Genomic DNA, 24,982 nt, shown 5'->3' on the forward strand with positions numbered 1-24,982 from the left:
TGAAAAAATCAGCTTTTCTGCGAAGATCGAACCAATGATTTGCTTTTTGCCGATTGGAGAAGCGGTAATATAGCGATTGGCAATGTTCTTCATGATTTCGCCGCCTTGTGAAAGGTATTCGTGGTAGTTGTCGTTGGTGGACAATAGCTTCGTCTTCTTCTTTTCCAAGTCTTCTATCTTCTTGGTCAGATCTGTCTTAATTTCTTTAAATTCTTCTGCGGTAAATTCATCGTCCAGGCGTAAAGAACGGGCGTTTTGTATTCTTATATATAGCTTGTCTATTTCTGACTGTGTTTCTTTAAGCTCCTGCTCTTTCCCTTGGTTATCCTTCTTTAATGACTGGCTAATGATCTGGCAGTAATAGTCGATGATCGGCGCGTTAACCGCGATCTGACCTAATTGCTTCACAAATGCCTCGTTAGCGGTATCTGCTCGGAAACGCTCCTTACATAGGTTTACAGATTGGCAGTGGTAGTAGTAATAAACACCTCCATTCCCTTTTGATCCACTTCCACTTAATTGTCTTCCACAGCGAGGGCAGATTAGGAAGCCACGTAAGGGTAATTGCTGGTCAATTTCTGTGAGGGTATTCACCCTGACATTCCGCTTCTTGCCTTTTAGGACGTCCTGAACATCGTCAAATAGACTTTCAGGGATGATAGGCTCATGGATGCCCTTTACACAATGGGCTGGTTCATTCTTATAAGCAGCTATGAAAACCTTCCCACAATAAACCGGGTTACGGACAAGGCTCCAAAACTGGCTTCGGCCAATTTTCAGCCCCTTTCTGTTTGCCATACGCCGCAGGGTATCAATATCCCATATGCCTCTGGATAACTCTTCGAATGCCCAGCGGACTATCTCAGCCTTTTCGTTAGGCATAAGGAAAGGCTTGTTCTGAGCGTCACGTCCATTCTTATAGCCAATCGGGGCAATGCCCAGGTATCTCCCCTCTTTCTTTGCTCTCCGCATGCCATGAAGTGTATTTAAGGCTCGCCGGTCATTCTCCACCTCCGGTGTAGTAAGGTAGATGGCCAACATGATCTTGCTTTCTGGTATATCCATATCCAAAGGCTGTTCGATGGACTGAGGTTCTACAGAAAGCTTTTTCAGTCTACCAATCATTTCATAGGCAGCAGCGACATTTCGGGAGAAGCGATCCCATTTAGAAAACAGGATCAGGTCAACAATACCCTTGTTCTTGCTGATGACATGTAGCATCTTTTGGAACTCTGGTCTGTCAAATGTCTTTGCTGAATGGTCTTCCCTATAAATACCCACTACCTGGATATTCTCTTTCTCACAATAACGTATTAATACATCTTCCTGATGAGCCAAACTATAACCGTCAACCTGCTCGTCTGTGCTGACTCTTGGATATAGAAATGCTTTTCTTTGAGTAATCATTGTAGTAGCCTTTAAGGTGATGGATTTGTGGATTTGACTGTTCATAGATATTCAGATCAATACCCGCCAGACGATGTATAAAGTGAATTATTATGGTAATTTCCTCGTCTGTATAAGTGTATTGATCTGCCTGGAGGATTTGTTTTGCTTCCTCAATTGAGGGCTTGGCGGGTAACTGGCGTTGGACTTCATGTTTCATATGATTCAATAAGAGACCAATATACAGCCACCCAAAAATCTACTCTCCCGCTTTTACTCGAAATGTCATATTTCGTAAGAAACTTGTTCGAATTTGCTCAGATTATCTTCCGTCATTCAGTCGTAAACCAAATTCAGGATCATTTAAACTGTCGTAAATCTCTTTCAAGACGAGCCGACAATTTGTCGGCTAATAGTTGACTTCCATTTGACCGCGAGTTGAAATCCATTTGACTTTTAGTTGAAAAAGATCGGAATAAGTTAAAAGGAGTCGAAAAACGGTAGAACCTAGACACGCCAATCGGCTATCTCTACACTTTCGCTTCCCCATAGCGCCGTTTTAGGATTATACTACATGCCTCTACTAATCGAATAACGTCCTCACACAGAATAATATTAAATGAAGCGTTACAATCTTGATCGCTACATGCCATTAATAGAAGCGATCTCAGATACTCCCTAAATTCCGGTAACGGATATGAATGAAAGAAATCTGAAACAACTGACATCGGTTCAGAAATTTCTTCAACTGTCAGTTCCAATGGCTTCTCGTGCCATTCAGGTAAATTTCTCATATGGATATTGTTATTTTTTATGGTTGGTAATAAAAACCGGCGGAGGAAGAATCCATTACCGGTGTTCCCTTCAAGATAAAACCCTATGTTTATTTCAGCTATGGATTATTCACGAACATTCGCATCGGTATTTTTTCATAACATAGATCTGACTGTAATACCTGCTTGGAAGTGTTACTGAGTCAGATTGTATTTATCCCATTTGAACGCTCTATCATGTATCTGGCACATAACAACGGATTCATAAATTGGGATGATTATGCTAATCCGCTTTTTGTTAAAAACAGTATATGTGTCATAATCCTTGGCTATGGGAGCCAAACGATACGAGTCGAATTTACTGGGTTGCCACTTTAAATTTGAACAAACACATTCTTTGAATAAGGCTGGTGCATTTTCCAAAGCGGAAACTAAATCTCTTATCATAGTATTGAAATGAGTGTCCGATAACTTCAGCATATTTTGAATAGGTTTTTGCGAAGTGTTCAGTCTTTTCTTCCAGTGGAGTGATCTTTTCAGTAGTAAATGAAAGACGATAGAATGCTGATATATTCTTAAAACATGTTCAGCCTCCTTGGAAGACATTAAATCAATTTCCACTGGTGCATCAGTCTCCATATTTGTTTTTAACCTTATTTTGCTCCATCGAAGGCCCTTACAGATGGCGCTAGTGAATTCATCTGGCGCATGTTCCAGGGAAGTCATTAGGTCATTTAAAAAATTGTTAGAATAGCTTTTTATTTCAGTCATTTTCTTCTGCGTTTTTATGTTTTAGGTAACTGGTTAGTATTTCTTTAAGATCTTTTCTACAGACAGGCTTGGCCAGTGTACCAATGATGTTCATCTCATGTGGTGGTTTAACTGATTCTGCCCTATTTGCATCCGTGAGGATAATTATCGGAATTGTAGCTAGTGGACTACCACTGAAAATGTTCAGGAAATCAGGATCAACAAATTCTTTGTACCATTCTGAAATAATAAAATTGGGAAGTCCTTTTAGCGTATAACATACATACTCGTCTATCAATTCATAGAAATTGGAACATACGATTGGTATATAGGTGTCCATATTGTCTAGAACATTAGCCAAATTCCACCTGCCTAATCGGTCTTCATCAACCAAACAAATTGATAGCTTCTTTCTAGCTCGTACAGGGATCATATTGGGATTTTTATTCCTCGAACTGTATTAAGAGATAATGCCGAGGAATTATTAATCAATGGTTTGTGTTTAGCCGATACTAAGTTCTACTTCAGCGGCACATTTAATCAATCAAGCGCACCAAGTATGAATTACAGTCGCGACTATCTCAAAAGGCATGGCAGGCTGGCCTGGATAACTGTTTCATATTTCTCACTAAGTACTCGTATCACGCCACCTAATATGTCAATACATTTCTTAGCCATATATAAGTTCGCTCCCCAATTATTGGCTAGTGTTACCGAACCATTAAGCGGTTTAAATAGGTTGTCAACCTCGGCGTTGGACATTTGCTTTCCTTCACTTTTGACGCTAAATGAAAGCCGTTCATTTGCCGCTTCGACTAATATGAATACCTTTGTTGATTTTCTAGAGTGGGCATATGCAACATGTATGAGACTGGATATGATAATGTCCAGCATAACCTTATCAGTCAGCAGGTTCTGACTTGATTCAACTGTGTTCCTTATTTCAATCACCCTACCTGTCACATCTTCGTATAGCTTGAATGGAGCTGTCACCTCATCAACAAATATTGCCAGATTGAACTTGCTAATATTGGGATTTAGGGTGAAGTCCCCTCCACTAAACTTGACCTTGTGATTAATATCTCGTAATAAGTGTCTACTCCGGGCCATAATCAGACGAAATGTGCTTATGTGACAGGCGACCTCTGGCCTGGTTGCAAATAGATGAAATTCGTGTTCTTCCATTAGCCTGTTCATTGCAACTTCAGCAAGGCCCAATTGAGCATCAATCATATCTATTAGCACTAACAACAGCTTGGCGCATATGCAGTTGGTCCATTCTTTATCTGTCCGAGGCTCCTCTGAAGAACTCGCCAGAATATGTCCCGCTTCGATTATTCTTTGAAGATCGACATTGAAAGAGGCCGTAAAAACGCCCTTGATGCTCTGAAGAATAGACTCCAAGCTATACTTCATGAAAACCTTACTTAATACCTGTAAAGGATATTCGGTTTCGCTTTTAGTAAGCAATGACTGGCTACTCTCACTCTTTTCCGAGTAAGTCATTTGTTTCTTCATGTTTAAGATTTACAGCTTTAAACAATAAGATCTTGGACCGAAATGGATATCTCAGCTACCGTTTCATTAGATTAACCCTTAAAGTTTAATGATTTTAAAAATGTATAGGCGTAAGATGTGGAGACCTTTTTAAATACAAAAAGGCGCAAGCACAACTTGTCGCACGAGGAGCCAGTCGAAGGGCTAGAATGCAGACAAGAAGGCCCACGCCAATAACGTGAGCACTCTCCTTATCATCTGGCATTCTGTAGAATTTCGACTTTCCTCGTGCCGGATAACGTTAGAGCGAGCTTCAATCAATAAGTTTTGAGATCGCAAATGTACAAAAAACTATCCTGTATCCATATTGGATAAGTATACATTGTATTGCATATGTCAGTTTGATATTTTCTGACTCTAAGATAATAAAAAACATCACAAGTACATGTACTTGTGGAAAATATTTTATAAATATCTTTATTCGCCATCAAAAAGTGGATAGTAAAGCTCAAGGAAACTTCACTAAACTCGACCTATACGTGATTTCTAAAGTAAAGGAGATGAGAGAGGAACGCGGTATTAGCCAGCTTACCTTATCGCAAGGGGCGGGATTTAATGATGCATTTGTTGGCCTTGTTGAAAGACCTGCAAGAAGAGAAAAATACAATTTAAATCACTTAAATTCTATTGCCAAGTTCCTAAAGTGTTCAATTAAGGATTTTCTACCAGATATACCTCTTTAAATAGATTAGTATTACTTCCTTAACATACTAATAGTCAGGTGCAACGAATAAATTTATTTTATCACCATTCCATAAAATGGGAAATACCGACAATAAGCTGGTTTTATTAATCGCAAATCTTTCTGAACTTAGCCCTACTTTTCTACGAGATAAACGCTCTATCCAAATATATCCTGAATAATCAAATCTTTGTCTGCTAACGTTAAGCTATCTGTCGACTTCTCAGATCGAATGCTGTCATTTGCTTTGCTTAATTGAAAAAATTGATTTTTGAAATTGGAATTTCAGATTAATTCTCATGCAAAAGGGATTAAACTGAATATCGGTGACAGACAAAATATATTATATTACAATATCTTTAATTATCGTCTAATATTATATATTTGCTAAAATATCTTGTGAACGCGCATTACATAGCAGATGACCGATAAAAGCAAATTAAATAGAATAAAAGAGGTATTAAAGCAACAGGGGAGAACTCAGACATGGCTCGCAGAAAATATTGGAAAGAGTTATGTTGTTGTGACTAATTATTGTAATAACAATACACAACCAAGCATAGAAATCTTAAAAAGGATTGCTGATTTAGTTAACGTGGATATTAGGGAATTGTTAGAACCCTCAAAAAAATAACGCTTCATTGTCAGACGTACATTCAAAAGAAACGAGAAGTCATAACATGAGCCAGATTAAAGGTAAAAACACAAAGCCTGAAATGCTGGTTAGAAGATTTCTATTTTCCAAAGGGTTTAGGTATAGGTTACACTCAAAAGGACTACCTGGCAAACCTGATTTGGTTTTTCCTAAACATAAAACAGTTATATTCATTCATGGTTGCTTCTGGCACGCGCATACTAATTGCCGTTACTCTGTTATTCCTAAAACAAGAACCGATTGGTGGCGTGAGAAAATAATTGGGAATGTCAATCGAGACATTGAAAAATCCATACTACTAAATCAAATGGGATGGCGTGTGTTGACTATTTGGGAATGTGAGCTAAAGTCTAGTAGAAAAGAAGAAACGCTAAATAATTTGTTGAAAGAATTAATTACTAATGAACGGGTTTAAATATATTGATTTATTTGCCGGTGCCGGCGGCCTTTCAGAAGGCTTTATTAGAGCTGGATTTGAACCAATTGCACACGTTGAAATGGATGCGGCTGCCTGTTTTACCTTAAGAACACGTGCCGCCTATCATCACTTAAGATCTATTAACAAACATGACGACTATATTGCATATTTAAAAGGCGAAATAACGAGAAATACCCTTTATGATATTATACCTTCATCAATTTTAGAATCTATTATAAACCTACCAATAGGTCCTGAATTTAATGATGAGATTCAAAATCAAATAGAGAAAAAGATTGAAAAAGGACATGTAGATCTAATTATTGGCGGCCCTCCATGTCAAGCTTATTCATTAGTCGGACGAGCTCGTTCAAAAACCGGTATGAAGGGCGATCCTCGAAACTACTTATATATACATTATGCCAGTTTTTTAGAGCGCTTTAAACCAACAATATTTGTATTCGAGAATGTTATTGGGCTGAAATCTGCTGGCGGGGGCATCTACTTAAGAAACATGGAAAAACTTTTTCTTGAAAAAGGATATAACATGAAGCTATTCACAGTCGAAGCTAACAATTTCGGAGTATTACAAAATAGGCGAAGAATTATAATTATTGGATGGAAAAGTGATTTTCCAGTCATTATTCCGGATATAGAAGAAATTAAGAAAAGTAGCAACTATAAAGTAATCAATATATTAGCGGATTTACCCAAAATATATGCAGGTGAATCCTCTAACAAATATCTAAAGTATAATTCAAGAACAAATGAATATCTAAAACAAAGCCATATAAGGAACGGAATCAACGTATTAACACAGCACATCGCCAGACCACATACTAAACAAGACAAAGAAATATATAGGATAGCTGTAAATAAATGGAATGGTTCTAAACAGAGGTTGAACTATAATGATCTTCCTGAGCGGCTAAAAACCCATCAAAATCGTGAATCTTTTTCCGATAGATTCAAAGTTGTAGCGGCGGACCAACCTTATTCTCAAACGGTTGTCGCTCACATTGCTAAAGATGGTCACTATTATATACATCCCGATATTGATCAAAATCGATCAATATCAATACGAGAGGCAGCTAGACTGCAATCCTTTCCTGACGACTATTATTTTGAAGGTGTCAAAGAAACCGCAAATCGAACGCCTGCATTTAAGCAGATAGGTAATGCTGTACCACCTTTAATGGCTTACGAAATTGCTTTGATAATAAAAAAAATTTTATGTCAGCTGAGTTAGTAAAAATAGAAAGAGAAATCCCGGCTAAATTTAAACCGAGGGCAAGGTTACTGACTCAACTGGGAGACCAGTTGATAAAAAATGAAAGTATTGCATTGGTGGAGCTAGTAAAAAACTCATATGATGCGGACGCCAATACAGTATCAATCAACATGAGTAATCCAGACGACCCTGACACTGCCACAATAACCATTAAGGATGATGGTTATGGCATGACAGCAGAGACGGTTGAGAACGTTTGGCTCGAGCCAGGAAGTGATTTCAAATCGCAGAAAATTCGGAATCTAGAAGTATCTCCCAAATACAAACGTCTTCCTATTGGAGAAAAGGGAATCGGAAGATTCGGCGTACATAAATTAGGGAATGTTATAGAAATGACGACAAAGACTAAAAACGGGAAAGAGGTCTATGTAAACATTGATTGGAGAGAGCTAAATAAATATAAATATCTTGAACAGGTTCCTATAAAAATTATTGAACGAGAAGCTCCACTCATATTCAAAAATGGGAAAACTGGTACCGACATAGTTATTAAAAAACTTAAAAAAAAATGGGAAAGAGGTATAGCTCGCGAAGTAAAAAGGTCCATTACTGCGCTCGCATCCCCATTTGAACAAATAGGCTCATTTAAGCCAACTTTTGAGATATCAAATAAGCATGGTTGGTTTGAAGGACTATTAAAATGGGAAGACATTCAGCATTATGCACTTTTTAGGTTTAAGATTACTTTATCAGAAAATTCAATCGAGAAACTGGAATACCAATTTACACCATGGGCAACTATGACAAAACTATTTCCAAGGGAAGTAGATGAATCTGATCCCCTTGTGGAAACTTTTAAAAAGTTATCATTCAGAGATGAAAAAAATGTAACTCAGTATTTTTCTTTGTCTGACTTCAAAATTGGAACTGTAGTTTTTGAGGGCTACGTATTTGACTTAGACAGCTTTGTTTTAAAGCTCGGTGTATCAGATAAAAAAGGGTTCAAGGAATATCTGAAAAACAATGGCGGAATAAAAGTCTTTAGAGATGGTTTGAGGGTATACGACTATGGCGAACCTGAAAATGATTGGTTAGGGTTAGATTTTCGCCGATTTCAACAACCCACAAAAGCAATAAGTAATAATCTGATACTTGGTGCAGTGTACCTAAAAAGAAAAGACAGTACAGATCTCGAAGAAAAAACAAACAGAGAAGGCTTTGTCGATAATGATGCGTATAAAACTTTTAAGGCTTCAATTCTTCATTCTTTAGAATTAGTAGAAACCCTTCGTCTAGAGGATAAAAAGAAGCTAAAAATTGCTTACGGACCTACAGCAAAATCAGAGCCTGTGATGCATCTTCTTGCCGAGGCCCAAAAATATGTTCAGGAAAAGGTCAAAGATCAGGAAGTTAAATCTCAACTAATCAAATATCTTCAAAAAATAGAAGTTGACTATAAAAGAGTTACTGAAAATCTTCTCAAAGCTGCAGGAGCTGGTTTAAGTATGTCTGTGGTTGTACATGAGGTTGAGAAAATTATCTTTGAAATAGGAAAAGTCCTCAAAATCGAGAAAGGTTCTCCTCGCGTTTTGAAATTAATTGAGCACTTGTCGTCCCTTGTAGACGGTTATGCGGAGATTATCAGGCGGTCTGACAGAACTACAGAAAATATTAAACAGGTTATTGATCAAGCACTTTTTAATACAGAATACAGATTATCTTCCCATAATATCGAAGTTATCAAACACTTCAGTGCCTATAAAGGACAGTCCAAGGTCAAAATTGCAAAAAATCTACTCGTTGGAAGTATCATGAATATAATTGATAATTCTATATTTTGGCTTCAACAAAAACGAATTCAAGCGTTAGAAAACGGGTATGACTATACTCAAAAAATATATATCGACATCATAGAAGACGAAAATTTCGTTTATATTCTTTTCGCAGATAATGGCGTAGGCTTCCTTATACCCACTGATGGACTTACTGAACCATTTGTCTCCGCCAAACCTGGCGGAATTGGATTAGGATTGCACATTACTAACGAAATATTACAGGCCCAAGAAGGGAAATTATTGTTTCCGGAATTAGGCGACTTTGAATTACCAGAAGAATTTAAAAATGGCGCAGTCATAGCATTTGCATTAAAAAAATAAATAATGAACTTACCTCTGAATGGAAGAATTGCAATAATTGATGACAAAATAGAACAAGCAATTCCACTAATGAACGTACTTTCCCAAAAAAGATACCCTTATTCTTATTATTCCGGAGAAGTACAATTCCTCCCCGACCAAAACGATATCTCAAATGACATTAGAATTCTTTTTCTTGATATTAACCTAATTGATGACCAGGTAAGAGAAGAAAAAGTCTTAAGAGGTCGGCTTATTCCGGTACTTAAAAGGGTGATCTCTCCTTCGAACTATCCATATGTGGTTGTCTACTGGAGTAGGACTGAGAATGAGTTGAAAAAAATGGTTGAAGATATGTTCGACCAAAACCTATCCGATCGTAAGCCAATTGCATATCTCTCTCAGAATAAGCTTGATTTTTTTAACCTTGATGGGTCAAAAACTGATGAATTTGATGAAAAACTTACTACTCTATTCTCTGAAATTTTTGAACTTCTAGGAAAGCTACCATCTTATAACTACCTGTTAAATTGGGAAAATCATGTACACTGCGCGACTGATAAAACCTTGCAGGAGATATTCAAATCTTGCCATACTCCTGAAAGCTGGTCAGATAACGCAGGATTTTTAATTGATAAATTGGGGTTAAGCTATACTGGTAAAAATTCCTATAAAAATTTTTCAGCCGAACAAAAGATCAAAAGCTCGTTTCAGGCTTTTAATAATCTATTCTACGACACACTTGAATACACGATTAATAATTTCAACTATCCCAATGCCGTTGAAGTTGTATACGATAATAAGCTGGTAGATAAAGAAAATATTTACTCTGTAAATAAAAAAATTCTCTTGTCAGATGATATAACCTATATGGCCTATTCTGGTGCTGTGACCGAAGACATAAATACAAGAAGTGACAATGTATTCAATGAATTACTAAACAATACACTAAACCGAACAAATATAGAGAGTGCTGCGAAAGAAAATGCTCAAGCTTCGGGGAAGGAAGAAGATGAAATAGAAAAAATAGTTAAAAAATCCGTCCAAGACATGCGGAAAGAGATTCGTAAATCTTGGAAAAAAATATATTTCGTAGTTACTCCACTTTGCGACTATGTTCAAGGGAAATATTATAATATTCGTGTAGTTAAAGGATTTTTGCTCAAGGGAGATCTTCTCAAATATATTGACCAACGATCCGAGGCTATATTTATTTCCCCTAGATTTAAATATAATAATGAAGTTTATGCTATTGTACTCCACTTCAGGTATTTTTTCACATCGTTGGGCCCAGAGGGATTTAAAGGGCTGTCTCCACTATTTAGAGTTAGACATGAATTGTTGTCCGAAGTACAATCTAAACTAGCTCGTCATGTAAATAGACAGGGAGTTTTATTTATCGATGAGGATTAGTATTGTCTGAGTAAAATCCCTCGAATTTCAAAAAAGATTTCAATAGAAAAGAGCAAGTTTATTCCCATTTCGTTATCTTATGAAGGAAGTCAACAATAAAATTGATGCATTTAAGCGGGACATACAAAGTTGGATTTTAACACCCGAAGAATTGTTTCAAAAGTATGTTGTAGATGGACATACTTACTTCTTCGAATATGTTATTAAGGATATTGAAAAGGAATATAAAATAAAGTCCCTTATTGCTAATTATCTTGGTGTTCACCTCCATGAAGTAATATTCGTTGGATCTGGAAAAATGGGGTTTAGTCTTAATCCCAACCATCTATGGTCATTATTTGATTCACGGTATGAGAAATCGAAGATAATACGAGACAAATCAGACTTGGATATTGCGGTAATCTCGGGTCCTCTTTTTGAAAAAATTGGTCGTGGAATACATGAATTTACAAATGGATTTAAAAATAAATGGACTAGGAACGAATATAATAGTGTCTACTCGCAAATACCACTTCATTATAAGTATTGCGAATATTTCTCAAAAGGGTGGTTTCGTCCAGATATGAAACCAGACGGATATGAGTTCTGCATAAAAAACTCCTATACAGAATTGAAACGTGATTTATTTCATCAGTTTAAAAGAAAAGCCGGGCTGGGTATATATCAGGATTGGTATTATTTTAAGCATTATCACATAGAAAACATTAAATCCTTATCTCTTAAGGTTGAAACAACTGTAATATGACAACTATAAATAAACTACAATTTAGCATCCCGGCGAATAATCAGAAGATTATTGAGCTTTACAATAAAATTAAAAGAAATGAACTTCAAACTTCTCCAAGATTTCAACGAAAACTTGTATGGCGCAAACAACATAAATTTAATTTTATTGACACAATTTTAAGCAATTATCCATTTCCCGAAATCTATATTTCACAGGGCGAATTAGATACTGAACAAATGACAATTGTTGACAATGTTGTAGATGGCCAACAACGCTTAAATACAATCGTTGATTATATTGATGGAAAAGGAGATTTTAGTCAAGATCGTACCCCCGTTATTAAGTTTGCCCATTTAGATCGCGATACAAAAGAAAGTTTCTTGAACTACGAAGTATCCGTAAGATATTTGAAAAATATCGACAGAGATCAAGTGGGTGAAATCTTCCGAAGAATAAATAGTACCGAGTATTCACTAAATACAACAGAGATAAAGAATGCGGAGTGGGGAGATAGCGAATTTATTTGTTTCTCAAAACAAATTATCGAGAAAGACATAGATGGACTAGATATGGAATTAGTCTCATATAAAATCGATGTAGGCAACAGACAAACTTTCCTTAATTTTTTCCATTCAAATACAATTTTTTCTGAAAATGATATAAATCGAATGTTATCACTTCAGTTCATTATGACATTGATTGCAACATTATGTGATGAACAATATTTTCAACGAAATTCGAGAGTTCAACATTACGTAGAAACATATTTCGATGAGTTTATTCAAGCACCCGAAATTGAAGTAAGATTAATTAAAACGATACTATTTATACAGTCAATGCAGTTTACATCTAGTTCATATTGGTATAACAAAGCCAATATTTTCACGTTAATAGTAGAATTGTTCAAGTATGAAACTGATTTTATTGAAATGGAAAAGTTTAGAAGCGAGCTTCATCTTTTAGAAGTTGACAATAATCAATATATACTTGACCTTAGTGAAAACAAACAACCGCAAATCTCCCAAGATAGAATTAGATACTTTGAAAATGCTAAAGAGGGAATAAATGATAAAACAGCTCGTGAATACAGAGGAAATCTAATTAGAACCCTTATTACTGAATGTTTGAAGCGGTAAATTGTCACTATCTCAAAAACGACACAGTTCATTTTACATACCCATTTTAAATCATTGTTATAGTCTACCTTGTCTTTAAAATAGTTAAAAAGAAGAAATTAATTTGCTGATAATCAGGCATAGGTGGTTCGTAAATGTTCCGCTACTGGGCACGTAATGGCTCTGTAATCGATTGATTACAGAGCTATTTTTAATTTATGCTTGTCAATTTTTCACAGGCTTAAAGGGATCAAGTTGAAAACGGATCAAGTTAAATTCTTGAGGGATTTGTGTTGTCAAAGCAACAACTTAACTTAATGCAAAAGTTAGATGATTATTTAATCATTAATAGATAAACCTTTAAGATTAATGCATGAGAATAAATCCCATGTGACTTTGCCTCCTTCTAATTCTATGAGTACCTCATTAATCATTATTCCATGTATATGTAATTTACCTGCCACTTTCGATTCATCTAAATATGAAGATAGCCGTAGCTTGTAATACTTACCTAGCACAATAGTCTCACCAATACTTAAGCTGTCTTTAACTGAGGCAATCTTCATGATCTGACCATCTCGTTGAGCATATATAAGGTATACAGACTCAACTGAATCGATACGATGTATTTTATAAAGAGGCGTCTGATCTAAAGGAGAAGAAGATGAAGACTGGCAGAATCCTATGGAGACGAAAGTTAAAACTAATATTATACTAAAGAATGATTTCATAATGATTATTGGTTTTGTTGATGAATATATATTACATTATCTTCTTTACCCTTCATCCTATTAAAGTATATCGTCCTTCCGCCTGGAACCGCCTTCCCTATACTTTTCCCATTTGCATCTTGCATATCCATATATATAGCCCCGGATTTAGGAACAGCGGCTTTATGAGCGGCTTCATAAACAGATCCTTCGACTCCTGCTCCCGGGGAACTTTTTCCTCTCTCTAGTGAATCAGATGCTCAGAGAATCCTATTCGTTGCATTAAAGCAGGTAGTCGTCTTACAAATTCATTCCAGGTCTTTCCTATTGTCTTCCCTTTACAAATAACCAATAACAATGATGGCTCATGTACGTACATTACCAAAAGCTTACCTGAAAATCCAGTCCTTATCAGCCTTGCATACCAGCTATGCAAAAGCTGCCCTTGATCAGGCTCAGATATATATTGCACAGCTTCTAGTCTTGATGTATTCAGCAACTTCTGTACTGCATGGATGATGATAGACATTCTATTCCTTTTATGTTGATTACTCCAATTCGAATATTTTTCGATATTCGGACTGCATCATTTCGATTTCCTCATCTGATAATTTAGAAAATTGTTCTCTCCTTCGCTTGGGAAAAACGCCTTTATTTTGATGTAAAAACATAATCATCAAATTTATATTTCGATCAGGCATGTCTACGACATCCTGTAATGCCCTCTTTACCTCATCATATCGTTGTATGAACAATAGTTCTTCCGGCATGTCTTTTTTTAAGGTTGCATGGATAGTCTCCACCAAATAAATACACTGCTCAGTTAAATCAGGAAAGCGAAAATAAGCGTCAACCTTTTCTGAATTCAGTACCTCAATGCCCCCTGCTTCGTTTTTAGTATATTTTATCAGCTGCATTAATGGCTTTGAATAACGCTCAAGTATAGCATCATAATCTCGTATGTTGTTTAACATATGGGCAGATACAGGTATAATAAGACCATTAGGTACTACTCCATCCCGGACCAATATATCATGAATCAAAAACCGATGTATCCTTCCATTTCCGTCTTCGAATGGGTGAATAAAAACAAATCCAAATGAAATAACAGCTGCTCTGATTTCAGAAGGCACACTAATAGTTTTACTGGAAACCTCTGCCAGCCCCTTCATCAAAGACTTAACAAAAACGGGCGGAGGACATATATAATGAACCATATCAAGATACCCGGGTAGAGACTGTCCTATATAGTTTTGGAAATTCCTGAATCCATCTGCAGCAAATCGACTATCTACAATAGCATTTTGTAATTGCGTCAATCTCTGCTCGTCAAGCATTTCACCTACGTCCTCTGTTCCTGCTTGTGTAAGTAAAGCCACAAACTTTTCCATTCTATCAGGCGTTGGATGCTCTTTCTCTATTTCATAGGAGGATTTGGTTTCCTTATTGTATAGGTAATTAATAGCTCTGTGAAAAACTGCGGCAGAGAATTCAATCTTTAATTGTTCTATGCTTGCGACAATATCTTGTCTTAGCAACTCTTTGAGTTTATTAGTTTTTCTTATTATAGGACAATAAGAAGCAGTTCCCAAGAGATTATCATTAATCCGCCACCGTGTATTCTTAAAGATATCGCCAGTGATGTATCTCTCATCTTCCAATAAATCTACATAATTTCCACTTATAGGCTTTCTGATCATTAACTGTTTACCAGTTAAAAATTCAAATAAGAAACCTATTTTCCTTGAATACTTACCAGAGGGGGATAACTCAATAAATCTTTCAACCTCCTCAACCAAAATATTATCAAATATCTGCTTCAGAAAAGCAAGATTCAAATCATCATATTTCAATGAAAATTCCAGATGGGACATCGGCATGTCGTCATTGGGGGCATACTTCCGACTATACACCTGCTCAATATTGCCTTTATTGGTAATTTCTATTGAATCCTTACTTCCAATATAGGAGCAATGAGTCAATACATATCCTGAAATATTAAACTTTTCCTTTAACCATTGAGCACCGGCAGGTTTATAATTCATAAGTCATGTTTACAGTAAATTTAATACTTAGCACTGTAAAATGATTATAATAAACAAAAAATACAGTAAAACAATTATGATACCGGATGGCTAATTTTAGCAGAAAATGTGGATAATGATTTATCGATCCGCAACTAATTCACTAATTATCAAACACATTTGATTAGAGAAGGCTCCGGTTGGTGGTACTTAAAATGGAGCTGACCAAAAAGGTCGGCCCTTTTCTTTGCAGGAAGAGGGCGAATGATGATTAAGATACTTCTCTATGCTTACGCGGTTAAAATCTACACTAGACGTTGCATAGCAAAAGCGTTACGGCAAGATATTACATTCATGTGGTTGGCAGCTTATAATCGCCCACATTTTCGTGCAATTAAGAATTTCCACAACGGAGTGTTATAATAAAGTTTTAGTCGTAGATCGTCAAGTTAATGCAGATGGGTTGGGCAGTTTTCTGTTTATCATTGATAGGGAATAGTGAAGACGAATGTCGAGCCTTTGCCAAGCACGCTTTCTACTCAAATCCTCCCACTATGGCGTTGAACAATTTGCGTGGTAATGTATAATCCCAGGCCCATACCAGGTTAAGTGTTCATGTTGTTTGTCGTTACTCGATAATACCTGTCAAATATCTTTTCCTGATCGCTTTCTGCGATTCCATATCCTTCGTCACTGACGCTTACTTGGATATGTTTATCGACAACTTCGGTCGCGATACGGATATCGCTGTTTTGGGGAGAGTATTTAATTGCATTTGACAGCAGGTTTGTGATGACTTGCCCAAGTCGTTCAGCGTCTGCGTTTATTGCCGGCAAGGTTTTTTTTTCAAAATGAAAGCTGCGATTTGCTGTTCGTTTGATGTCTTCTAACCGTTCGCTGATTAACGCTGGCAGCTTTTACTCTTAATTTGACCGTTCGGGTTGCCCTATGCATCAAACGCAGACCATTATAGACCAGAGAGCAGCAGCAACGGGCAGAAGTATTATTTACCAGATATCCTATTATCCCAAAAGCCTATCAACTATCGTTGGGCTTAGGAGATGTGTTCAGAATATGCACTAGCAAAGAACAAGCCTTTAAAAGACTCGCATTATGGTACAATGAGGTAGACGCCTCAGGAATACAATCCTTCAAAACCTTGTTCAGGAGTGTACAAAATCATTACCTGGATATCCTGAACTTCTTTAACAACCGAGCCACCAATGCGGCGGCAGAATCATTTAATGCGAAGGTAAAATCATTTAGAAACGCTATGAGAGGGATAAGAGATATTAACTTCTTACTTTTTAGGCTCGTTAAACTGTATGCTTAATAACGATCCCCCAAGTCTTCAACTTGATCCCCTATAACAAGTTCGATTCCTGAAATGTTATTATATCAAACAACTCTTTCACATACAAATACCACTCATGCACAAATACGGATTTAGACTAACTTAGCCGAAGTATTATCCAGCATGAATTATATTGAAGAAATAAGAGCTGGTCTTAAAGAAATTTTTGATCAAAGAATAAAGGAAGTCGATGGTGAAACGTTTATCTCTCCATCAGGGAATTTCAGATTATAAGCAAACGAGTTGTACGATCAGAAATATGCCATAACAAGAGCTCAGATTTACCTGCAATCAACCAATGAAAAAATATTTGACTTCCTGGTTAATGAAGACAGGATCCTTTACTCTTGGCTGGAAACAAACAATACAGAATACATGGTCTGCGCAGAAAATCTGTTTGGAGGGCAAACCGTCATCAATCTGACTAATAAAAAGATGGCAAGCTATTCTCCCAAGATGGACGGTTACATCTGGACGAATTTCCATCTGTCACCTAACGGAAAACTATTAGCCACAATAGGCTGTATCTGGGGTGGGCCATTCTTTATGAAAATATTTAACTTTACAAACCCCATGATACTGCCATTACGGGAAGTTAAGGAATTGACCTTCTGGACAATGACGAAGAGATTATTCGCTGGATTGATAATGAAACGCTGCAGCTGAAAGGGTTTCAAAGAGAACGTGAATATAACGATAAAGGTTGGATGAGAGTTAAACCAGTAAGGGAAACTCCTATCGAACGCACTGTCAGTATACGTTAGGATGTTTACATCATTGTTATAGTCAGCTTTGTCTTTAAAATAGTTAAAACGAGGAAAGTAATTTACTGATAATCAAGTATAGGCGGTTCGTAAATATCCGCTACTGGGCACTAAAACGTCAAATCCCGCTCCTATGACGTTTTGCATATTATCCCTTACCATCTTAACACTTTATTTATCAATTCATAGCAGGTTTGATACCTGTAAGGAACCCCAAGCGCAGTCATACATGTATTAAAATTTCACTATGTTTATAATCTTTATAACAATAACCTATGGACTATACCTTTAATAAACTGAGAAGGAAATCCCGCATTGACGAGGACCTACTTCAAGAGTATAAAAAAATCCGTTTAGAATTTGCACGGCTATGGAGTGCGTTTGATGATACAGGTCGCTCGCCGGAATTTGAAAGCAACAGGCAAAAGCTGGAGAAAAAGATGCAGGACCTTTGGGATGCGCTGAAAAGTAAATACAACCAGATGCTGGTACAGTTGCCTTATGCAGAGAGAAAGGTTGCCTTCTTCGAAGACATGCAACAGGCTGCAGCAAATGATCATCTTGAATTGCTTGAAGTACTTGATCTATCCATAAGCTCGAATGGATTATACATCTCATTTACCAGAGATAAGTTCATGTTATTCTACCTTACTGACTTTTTCAGCCGCGTACAGGATCCAGAGCGCAACTATTATGCGCAAACCTTGTTTGAGCGCATCCTGGACACCTCTGATAATGACAGGAACGAGTATGTCACTATTATGAACGACATTTTTTCTCTAGGGAAAGATACCAATTGGTTTGACCGATTTCATCATCCTTTCCAGAAGTTACTGGCGCGGGCCCCAGACAACGCCGCTACACTTCATGCTGCAACCAGAGGCCTCACAGGGACAGCTGAGGGTATCAGGGAGTTATGTCGGGACTTTGTGATGGCCAGGACTCCAGAGAAATATGCTCCGGCTAGCTTGTACGATCCCCATGACCCACATTCCCCGGTTACGTTGACACTGCCGGCAACTATCCAGCCATTCATTGGTATGCAGCTAATTGGTACGCGAAGTACTTACAGAATCAAAACATACCGTTCTATTCTTCTTTATCGTTGGAAAGCAGGTAGTCTTACTTATAATTGTATCCTGACGGGCAACTATTTTGAGAACGATCGTCATACTGAATATCTCGAGTACATTCCGATGACGCACAATCAGCATACCCTGAGAAGGTTATTAAAGCAGATACCTAGAAAGCCTAGAAGATTGTCTCGTTTTTCCCGGAGTAAGATAATGGAATACTATAGTTAAAAACGTTACTGCTTAGGGGAAGATTTCATCCCCACGGACTTTACACAGTGCAATCGAATCTCTACCGCTACTGCGCCCAGTAGTAGAGTATTCTCGAAACCAAATAGCATTGATAATTAGTAAATTAATATCCCTTTTGCTATGTGACGGCTAGTATTAAGAGTCCAATTGCGAATTTATATTTGGCAGCTCAACTATAATTTAATGTATAATCCTTTTAGATTATTTGCTCGGTACAAATCATAAATAGAATCTTTTCTTTCTAGACAAATAGCAGTCGAATCATCATAAAAATAACAGTTAACTTGAGTTCTAAGAAGTGGATCGCCAAATTCATTCAGTTGTTCAAATCTTGAATGAAGTCTGAATCTGTATTCTCCTCCTATTAATATTTTTTCGTGTTTATTTTTAGCATTCGCTTTTACAGAGACAATCATATATTTCAGAGCAATACTCTTCGCGTAAACCAAATAGTAATTATTAATCGAATCAATCTTATAAACTTTGTAAACCGGCTTTTCAACGTAGCGTGCTGTTTGAGGGATTGAATTTCCCTGAGAAAACATCAATATTAACGGCCATATAGATAGAGGGGCTGTTCCCGTTGCGTTCCAATCCCGCGAGGCGTCCACTGCCTCTGCGAGATCTGCCTGTGACCAGCTTTTGCGCAGTTTTGCAATTTTATATCCTATGTTGAGCATGTTATGACCGTTCTATAAACTTTCGATTTCTATCTGACGTGTTTTCTCTATCCTTATTCCACTTCCTTGATGATAAACATTATATTTTCCGTAAACATTCAGTTCATAATCATACTCCGTGCGGCCACCATTTGGCCAGTCAATAGATGTTAACAGGTTAGCCTTGGATTGAGTGCCCGAATATAGGGAGTTTGGCCACTTAAAAACTACGCAACTATTGAATAACTAAACATTATTATTTTACGATTTGTCCATTACAGTACCATGAGCAAACGAAGCTGGTATCTTTTCTAAATATTCTGATATCTGCCGTCTCCAGTTCCTTTCTTAATGTATCTCCAACTTCTACCATATCATATAAATCACGAAACCCTACTTCATCAAATAGTGCCTTCTTTCCTGTCAGATCAACCCCCTCAATAGTAATCTGCTTATAATCATGTATGTACTTCTCTCGCACAATAATTACAAATTGTCTTTTCTTAAACTCTTTAGCATAATATCGACAATCGTTACAGCTAAAGATTATAACAGATACTGCAAAAGTCAAAATAAATTTACTCATATCACTGAATTTGAAAATAGTGCATAAATGTATAACCATTTTCCTGACCATATCCGATTCCAGGTTTTGAAATTCCTAAACCTAAAGTATTATATCCGGTTGAATATTCAAGTCCTCCCGTTGCATTCTTAACTCCACTTTGAGCATCAGGGGGTAATTTGGTTATTACTTGTATACAATATCGCCGCTCGGTGATTGAAAAGAAGGGAATACTGATCCAATGTCAGTAAACACGGTTAAACGAAGTAAAATAGTAAAGACTTAAGTTATCGCAATTACAGAAATGTAATTGACCGTTTCATGTTCAACAACTAGCCGTCGAGGCAGTGCAGAAATTCGTATAAATTAGATAGGAAGCCCTTGAAAAAGAAAATACTGTCTACAAGCAGGCTAGAAAGCAGAAAATAATGTAACACACTTTATAATACCTGATCAGTATGTAATGAGGTATACTAAAATAGCAGGTAACCAATAATGTTACCTGCTATCTGTTGACAGATGTATCTGACTATTTCCACTCTTCTAACTGGAACACGGCACTATTATCATCATTACGTCGTAATGCTGTGTCGTATATAAGCACACACTTTTGTGCTGTAGTACGTTGCTGCATGTAACTACGCAACTCGTCAATGCTCAGTATATCCATTCCTGCTGAGTTGATCAGGAATAAGTTATACTGCTCATAATTATATTCAAAGTTAAATATCTGATTGCAGAGCACTCCGCGCAAATCTTTGACAATGACATCATGCGGAAGATTAAAAAACCGGAAATAGGCATCCAGCGCGTCCTTATCCTTCATTCTTTTCTCAAGCAGATAGTACACGCTTCTGGATCTCAACCATCTGATCACATTTGAATAGGGAACATGATACGCTTTTCCGACCATACTATGATTACTACGTTGTGTATCCATTAAAGACGTTACCAGCACATCAATATTTGATTTCAGGAAATAGACTGTTCCTGTTTTCAGCTCAAATGGAGCGATCTTTTCCTGATAGATGAGTAGTTCGCGATTGAGTTTATATGTGTATGTCATCTGACTATACTGCTTGCAGTGTTTGACTTTTATACAAAAGGATCTATTACCAGTTTGATTTGATCTAAGAATATCTATTTTCCAGGACTATCCATTTATTCCCGGAAAAATTGAAAAGCGCGATCTAGTATGGATCATGTCCCTTGGGAATTGCTCCGTAAAACAGATCAAAAGGAGGGCGATTTTTGCGGTCTTTTAGATTCCGATAAGGGCGGGTGTCCTTATTAATATTGAATTGTTTCGCACTGTAGGAGCCAATAAAAGATCTGGAAATGTATAATGACTCTCCTATCCTAATCCTGAGCCTCATCGCATTTGCTAATTCCCCTTGATATTTGAGTACTAAAAGAATCACAAATTCACCTGGATGAACTTTTACACCGAAACTGCCATTACCGCAGAAATCAAATGCCATGGCCTCAATGGGGTGCCATTGCTTACTACCTGATGTGTCAATTGCTTCCTGAATGCCAAAGGCATACGAATCTTTTCCATAGAATACTTTTGTGGAAGATGTTTCATTCACTATATATACAGGAAAATAACAGTAGGTTTCCCCATATAAATGGTTTTTGCAATAGATGGAAGTTCTATAATCCGGAATAATCTGGAATCCGTCAGTATGTAAACTGTCGTTAATCTCAGGCTGACTTTGCTCATTTATGAAATCATTTTCCGAGGTTGAATCTTGCCAGGGGCGATCATCATCCCAAAATAATGTATCCGTGAATTTATATTTACCCCTGAACTCGAAGAATACTTCATTCATAAAATCCATTTCCAAACAGGCAACAGGATGCTTAGTTTGCTTCTGTACAACTGCCGGGCAATGAAACTTTTCTTTAACATTCGTTGCCGGCTTAATATATGACTTACAACTCAATAGTAGGAACAGAATGGGTATAGATGTCAATAGGTTCTGTTTTTTCATCTATTTATCAGTTATCGCTTAAATATAGCTCATTTTGCATATTAAGTATGTCATTAACAATTCCAACGCTGACCATATACTACGTGTAATAAGTTCAAGTATTTGAGCGGATTCGCTGTAATTTCATAATAATCAACAGCATTTGGTTCGGCAATCTACCGCTACTGGGCACTAAAGCGGAAAAGTCGGAGTATTTGAAGTGCCCGAAAAAAGTTAACACCTTTAGGGGGCATTTTTTTGGTGATTACCCCGAAATTTCCAGTTCTACTTACTACAGTTTTTAAGGGAGGACGTCAGTGGCACTCGCTGCCTTCTCATGCCTGATTATCTTCTAATATTAAATTGAGTGCATATTATGCTGCATAAACCCTTTCGTTAATAACGTATCTCTTATCAACATTTCACAAATGTACACTCTTAATTTATTGCGTCTATCGACCAATCATTATAATCACTCCAATATGATTTTCCAGGCTTTGCGCACTTCCTAATTCTTTTTGAAGGGCGGCTCCATACTTTTGTCACAGGATCGTACAATTGTTCATCCTTATTATCATAAATGATAATCCCCTTTTTGCTACAACTTATTAATAACCGAATTTTAAGAAGGTGTTTATCTGAGTCCTTTTCCAAGAGTAGGCATTTGGCTATACAAATATCATCTGATTCCTTGTTTTCTTGCATTTTTGAAACATAACCATATCTATACTTATATGTGAGAGTATCACCTACTTTATAGGCGTCAAATTCTTCATTTTTTCTTGCAATCGCCTCCATCTTCGACTTGCTCCAATAATCCAGATAATGTTGAATCTGATCCTCAAGTTTGATATCCCGATTATTCAAGCGTCTGTGATAGCTATCCAGGATAATTCCGGACATATCATCAGGATGATATATTCCTTTGTCATTAAAATACTTAGAGAGTCTGGATCCTGCCCACAGCTGCCAATTATTTCTTATCCACATACCAAATCCATGATGTGCTCTAACAGAAAACTGATCTTCAGTTAGCTGTTTTACATTTGATCTAATACTATCACTCCAGAATAAGTCTATCTGTCTAATGCAGTCTTCAAGGTTGACAGGAATATAAATCCCTCTCAAACTATCTGTTGTATACCTGACTTTGTCTTCCGCCTTGTTCTTTGCCTCGAGAATTTTCCAAGGCGTATAAATGGCGTTTTCGTTTAACTTTTCTCCAAGTAAATGTTCCTTAAAAGCAATTAGTATTATCGTTTCCTGATTTGCATTCACACCTTTACGTGAGAGATATTTTATAATTTTTGAATTCTCGTTATCATTGCTAGTCCAATTATAAATGGTTTTGTAGTTCCCTCCCCATGGATAACTAAGTTCCTTCAATCTTGGATTTGCCGTCTCCTTAATAATTGACTTTAAACTATCCGGACAATCTCTGTCTAAAAAGCGAATTGCTTGCTTCATGTTGCTCGGTACATTACTATGTTGAGCATAGCCCCTCATAGCAGCTAGCAATAAAAAAACATTAATCACTAAGAAATATTTCATATTAATCGGTACATTAAATTTACCACTGTATAAATAATTTTCGGAAATGACTATCGCACAATAATACACAAAACTCATTTATCAGTTAATTGTATGTTAAACATCATCTGTAAACGTAGCATCCTTAAAACAGATATATTTTCATCATCAAATTGAATAAGAGTTACAATGGTGTAAAGGTGAGAGAATGAGAGATGAGGCAAAATGGAAGATTCAGACTTTCTGATGGATGTTTTTGCATCAACGTAACCCAAGTCGCATTGAAAAAAAGTAGCCACCTGAGGTCTCAGGTGGCCGTTGGGATCAAGTGATTATAAGATATCAATAGACTTTGACCTTTATGTTAGCGGTAATAAATTTAAAGAACAACGCATTTGCATAGCTAATCAAATATACATTTGTGAGCAAGATGTCATATTACTTACTAAACATATAGTATTGAAGCGTCCTGTAAATAAAATTGTATAAAATCTGAAAGTGAGTTACTAATCGGTTTAAATTGATCTTCATCCGAGATTATTCCGATTTCATATGCATTTTTAACATTATCTATTCTTATGCCGTACCACCAGCTTTTGTGCATGTATTCAGCAAATATCAAAATATTTTTTTTATCTCGGTTCCCCCATCTTTTTTTAAATATTTTATTAAAAGGCTCAACTTCCTCCAGGGGATAAAACAAAAAACCATTTTTATCCATCCAATTAGGAAAATGCGAGGACATTCCATTCATTGTCAGATAATAGATTCGAAAATCATCTGGCAATTCAACTTTTGCATCCTTCTGAAAGGCATCAATCTCATAATCAAAATTTTGCACGATATCAATATTTTGATTCTTCCAATATTCAGTTAGCATTGCTAAGTTATTTGTTAATATATCTGATCCCATAATGATAGTATTTTTCCATTAATTCCTTTCTATAAGGAAGCTGAGCATTTTTTAACTTATCTCCTCCTTGTTCTATTGCCTTCGTATATAACCCCAATTGCTCCGTAACCCATTCTACTGTCAATCCCATCTTGAACAATTCACTATAGAGAAAAATAATATTGGGAATGCTAGAAGTAATTGATGATATCCTCTTATTCAAATCTGCGATCATATTCACATTAGCATCATAAGCGTAGTCTTTCACGGAAGTGTTGCCGTCTCTGATGGTAAAACATAGTTGCATCTTTTATGGATTATCAAATTATTTGCTCATGAAC

At 36.7% G+C, this 24,982-nt stretch carries 26 protein-coding genes and 2 pseudogenes; 12 read left to right on the forward strand and 16 right to left on the reverse strand.

The genetic code is table 11. From position 1 onward, the window contains the following. Positions 1-411: 411 nt before the first annotated feature. The 5 genes and pseudogenes from K1Y79_RS29110 to K1Y79_RS10135 form a co-directional block, all read right to left on the reverse strand. Positions 412-1,452, reverse strand: a pseudogene (locus tag K1Y79_RS29110) (recombinase family protein); the annotation flags it as partial. Beyond that, positions 1,349-1,606, reverse strand: coding sequence for a hypothetical protein (locus K1Y79_RS10120; protein ID WP_220249901.1), 258 nt, complete (start codon positions 1,604-1,606; stop codon positions 1,349-1,351). The gene K1Y79_RS10120 and the pseudogene K1Y79_RS29110, both read right to left, overlap by 104 nt. A 748-nt stretch (positions 1,607-2,354) precedes the next feature. Continuing rightward, positions 2,355-2,930: a hypothetical protein gene (locus K1Y79_RS10125; protein ID WP_220249902.1), complete on the reverse strand. Its 576-nt coding sequence runs from the start codon at positions 2,928-2,930 to the stop codon at positions 2,355-2,357. Then, positions 2,923-3,342, reverse strand: coding sequence for a response regulator (locus tag K1Y79_RS10130; RefSeq protein WP_220249903.1), 420 nt, complete (start codon positions 3,340-3,342; stop codon positions 2,923-2,925). Before K1Y79_RS10130 ends, K1Y79_RS10125 begins: the two co-directional genes overlap by 8 nt. A gap of 143 nt (positions 3,343-3,485) precedes the next feature. Further along, positions 3,486-4,427, reverse strand: a complete 942-nt coding sequence (locus K1Y79_RS10135) for an ATP-binding protein (RefSeq protein WP_236059558.1) — start codon at positions 4,425-4,427, stop codon at positions 3,486-3,488. 539 nt (positions 4,428-4,966) lie between these two features. On the opposite strand from K1Y79_RS10135, the gene K1Y79_RS10140 reads away from it, so the two are divergent. The 8 genes from K1Y79_RS10140 (at position 4,967) to K1Y79_RS10175 (ending at position 12,863) form a co-directional block, all read left to right on the forward strand. Continuing rightward, the gene (locus tag K1Y79_RS10140) at positions 4,967-5,149 is read left to right on the forward strand and encodes a helix-turn-helix domain-containing protein (protein ID WP_220249904.1); all 183 of its coding nucleotides are present in this window, start codon (positions 4,967-4,969) and stop codon (positions 5,147-5,149) included. Positions 5,150-5,569: 420 nt separating this feature from the next. Next, on the forward strand, positions 5,570-5,782 hold the full coding sequence (locus K1Y79_RS10145; RefSeq protein ID WP_220249905.1) for a helix-turn-helix transcriptional regulator: 213 nt from the start codon (positions 5,570-5,572) through the stop codon (positions 5,780-5,782). A 7-nt stretch (positions 5,783-5,789) separates the two neighbouring features. After that, positions 5,790-6,218 (forward strand): very short patch repair endonuclease, encoded by a 429-nt coding sequence (locus K1Y79_RS10150; protein ID WP_220249906.1) that lies wholly within the window; start codon positions 5,790-5,792, stop codon positions 6,216-6,218. Then, the gene (locus K1Y79_RS10155; protein ID WP_220249907.1) at positions 6,205-7,470 is read left to right on the forward strand and encodes a DNA cytosine methyltransferase; all 1,266 of its coding nucleotides are present in this window, start codon (positions 6,205-6,207) and stop codon (positions 7,468-7,470) included. Before K1Y79_RS10150 ends, K1Y79_RS10155 begins: the two co-directional genes overlap by 14 nt. Further along, on the forward strand, positions 7,455-9,608 hold the full coding sequence (locus K1Y79_RS10160; protein WP_220249908.1) for an ATP-binding protein: 2,154 nt from the start codon (positions 7,455-7,457) through the stop codon (positions 9,606-9,608). Before K1Y79_RS10155 ends, K1Y79_RS10160 begins: the two co-directional genes overlap by 16 nt. Before the next feature lie 3 nt (positions 9,609-9,611). Beyond that, positions 9,612-11,000: a hypothetical protein gene (locus tag K1Y79_RS10165; RefSeq protein WP_220249909.1), complete on the forward strand. Its 1,389-nt coding sequence runs from the start codon at positions 9,612-9,614 to the stop codon at positions 10,998-11,000. 79 nt (positions 11,001-11,079) lie between these two features. Beyond that, positions 11,080-11,745 carry a hypothetical protein gene (locus tag K1Y79_RS10170; protein ID WP_220249910.1) on the forward strand — a complete coding sequence of 222 codons (666 nt, stop codon included), beginning with the start codon at positions 11,080-11,082 and terminating at the stop codon, positions 11,743-11,745. Then, positions 11,742-12,863, forward strand: a complete 1,122-nt coding sequence (locus K1Y79_RS10175; RefSeq protein WP_220249911.1) for a DUF262 domain-containing protein — start codon at positions 11,742-11,744, stop codon at positions 12,861-12,863. Before K1Y79_RS10170 ends, K1Y79_RS10175 begins: the two co-directional genes overlap by 4 nt. A gap of 317 nt (positions 12,864-13,180) precedes the next feature. Here K1Y79_RS10175 and K1Y79_RS10180 read toward each other — a convergent pair whose 3' ends face one another. From K1Y79_RS10180 to K1Y79_RS10185, 3 genes are all read right to left on the reverse strand, one after another. After that, complete coding sequence (locus tag K1Y79_RS10180) at positions 13,181-13,573, reverse strand: hypothetical protein (RefSeq protein ID WP_220249912.1); 393 nt, start codon at positions 13,571-13,573, stop codon at positions 13,181-13,183. Positions 13,574-13,796: 223 nt separating this feature from the next. Continuing rightward, a complete protein-coding gene (locus tag K1Y79_RS29510) occupies positions 13,797-14,081 on the reverse strand; it encodes a DUF6933 domain-containing protein (RefSeq protein WP_394370764.1) in 285 nt (94 codons plus the stop codon). A 19-nt stretch (positions 14,082-14,100) separates the two neighbouring features. Continuing rightward, positions 14,101-15,597, reverse strand: a complete 1,497-nt coding sequence (locus tag K1Y79_RS10185) for a Fic family protein (RefSeq protein ID WP_220249913.1) — start codon at positions 15,595-15,597, stop codon at positions 14,101-14,103. Positions 15,598-15,843: 246 nt separating this feature from the next. Between K1Y79_RS10185 and K1Y79_RS29515 the strand changes: the two genes are divergently transcribed. Further along, complete coding sequence (locus tag K1Y79_RS29515) at positions 15,844-15,999, forward strand: transposase (RefSeq protein ID WP_220249914.1); 156 nt, start codon at positions 15,844-15,846, stop codon at positions 15,997-15,999. 182 nt (positions 16,000-16,181) lie between these two features. Here the strand turns inward: K1Y79_RS29515 and K1Y79_RS29520 are convergent, their stop codons facing one another. Beyond that, complete coding sequence (locus tag K1Y79_RS29520) at positions 16,182-16,412, reverse strand: sensor histidine kinase (protein WP_220249915.1); 231 nt, start codon at positions 16,410-16,412, stop codon at positions 16,182-16,184. Positions 16,413-16,561: 149 nt separating this feature from the next. Here K1Y79_RS29520 and K1Y79_RS10200 point away from each other — a divergent pair. The 3 genes and pseudogenes from K1Y79_RS10200 to K1Y79_RS10210 form a co-directional block, all read left to right on the forward strand. After that, positions 16,562-16,909, forward strand: a pseudogene (locus K1Y79_RS10200) (transposase); the annotation flags it as partial. 264 nt (positions 16,910-17,173) lie between these two features. Further along, a complete protein-coding gene (locus K1Y79_RS10205; RefSeq protein WP_220249916.1) occupies positions 17,174-17,596 on the forward strand; it encodes a hypothetical protein in 423 nt (140 codons plus the stop codon). 373 nt (positions 17,597-17,969) lie between these two features. Beyond that, positions 17,970-18,998 carry a hypothetical protein gene (locus K1Y79_RS10210; protein WP_220249917.1) on the forward strand — a complete coding sequence of 343 codons (1,029 nt, stop codon included), beginning with the start codon at positions 17,970-17,972 and terminating at the stop codon, positions 18,996-18,998. A gap of 194 nt (positions 18,999-19,192) precedes the next feature. Here the strand turns inward: K1Y79_RS10210 and K1Y79_RS10215 are convergent, their stop codons facing one another. The 7 genes from K1Y79_RS10215 to K1Y79_RS10245 form a co-directional block, all read right to left on the reverse strand. Then, positions 19,193-19,699: a hypothetical protein gene (locus K1Y79_RS10215; protein ID WP_220249918.1), complete on the reverse strand. Its 507-nt coding sequence runs from the start codon at positions 19,697-19,699 to the stop codon at positions 19,193-19,195. Between the two features lie 235 nt (positions 19,700-19,934). After that, complete coding sequence (locus K1Y79_RS10220; RefSeq protein WP_220249919.1) at positions 19,935-20,264, reverse strand: hypothetical protein; 330 nt, start codon at positions 20,262-20,264, stop codon at positions 19,935-19,937. Positions 20,265-20,772: 508 nt separating this feature from the next. Continuing rightward, positions 20,773-21,309, reverse strand: a complete 537-nt coding sequence (locus K1Y79_RS10225) for a hypothetical protein (RefSeq protein WP_220249920.1) — start codon at positions 21,307-21,309, stop codon at positions 20,773-20,775. Between the two features lie 124 nt (positions 21,310-21,433). Further along, a complete protein-coding gene (locus K1Y79_RS10230) occupies positions 21,434-22,240 on the reverse strand; it encodes a hypothetical protein (RefSeq protein WP_220249921.1) in 807 nt (268 codons plus the stop codon). 417 nt (positions 22,241-22,657) lie between these two features. Further along, the gene (locus tag K1Y79_RS10235; RefSeq protein ID WP_220249922.1) at positions 22,658-23,770 is read right to left on the reverse strand and encodes a DUF6794 domain-containing protein; all 1,113 of its coding nucleotides are present in this window, start codon (positions 23,768-23,770) and stop codon (positions 22,658-22,660) included. A gap of 424 nt (positions 23,771-24,194) precedes the next feature. Beyond that, positions 24,195-24,662 (reverse strand): SMI1/KNR4 family protein, encoded by a 468-nt coding sequence (locus K1Y79_RS10240; protein WP_220249923.1) that lies wholly within the window; start codon positions 24,660-24,662, stop codon positions 24,195-24,197. Further along, positions 24,637-24,948 (reverse strand): hypothetical protein, encoded by a 312-nt coding sequence (locus K1Y79_RS10245; protein ID WP_220249924.1) that lies wholly within the window; start codon positions 24,946-24,948, stop codon positions 24,637-24,639. The genes K1Y79_RS10240 and K1Y79_RS10245 overlap by 26 nt, the downstream gene beginning before the upstream one ends. Positions 24,949-24,982 lie beyond the last annotated feature (34 nt).

It is taken from the genome of Chitinophaga rhizophila (assembly GCF_019492185.1).
GTDB classification, from domain to species: Bacteria; Bacteroidota; Bacteroidia; order Chitinophagales; family Chitinophagaceae; genus Chitinophaga; species Chitinophaga rhizophila.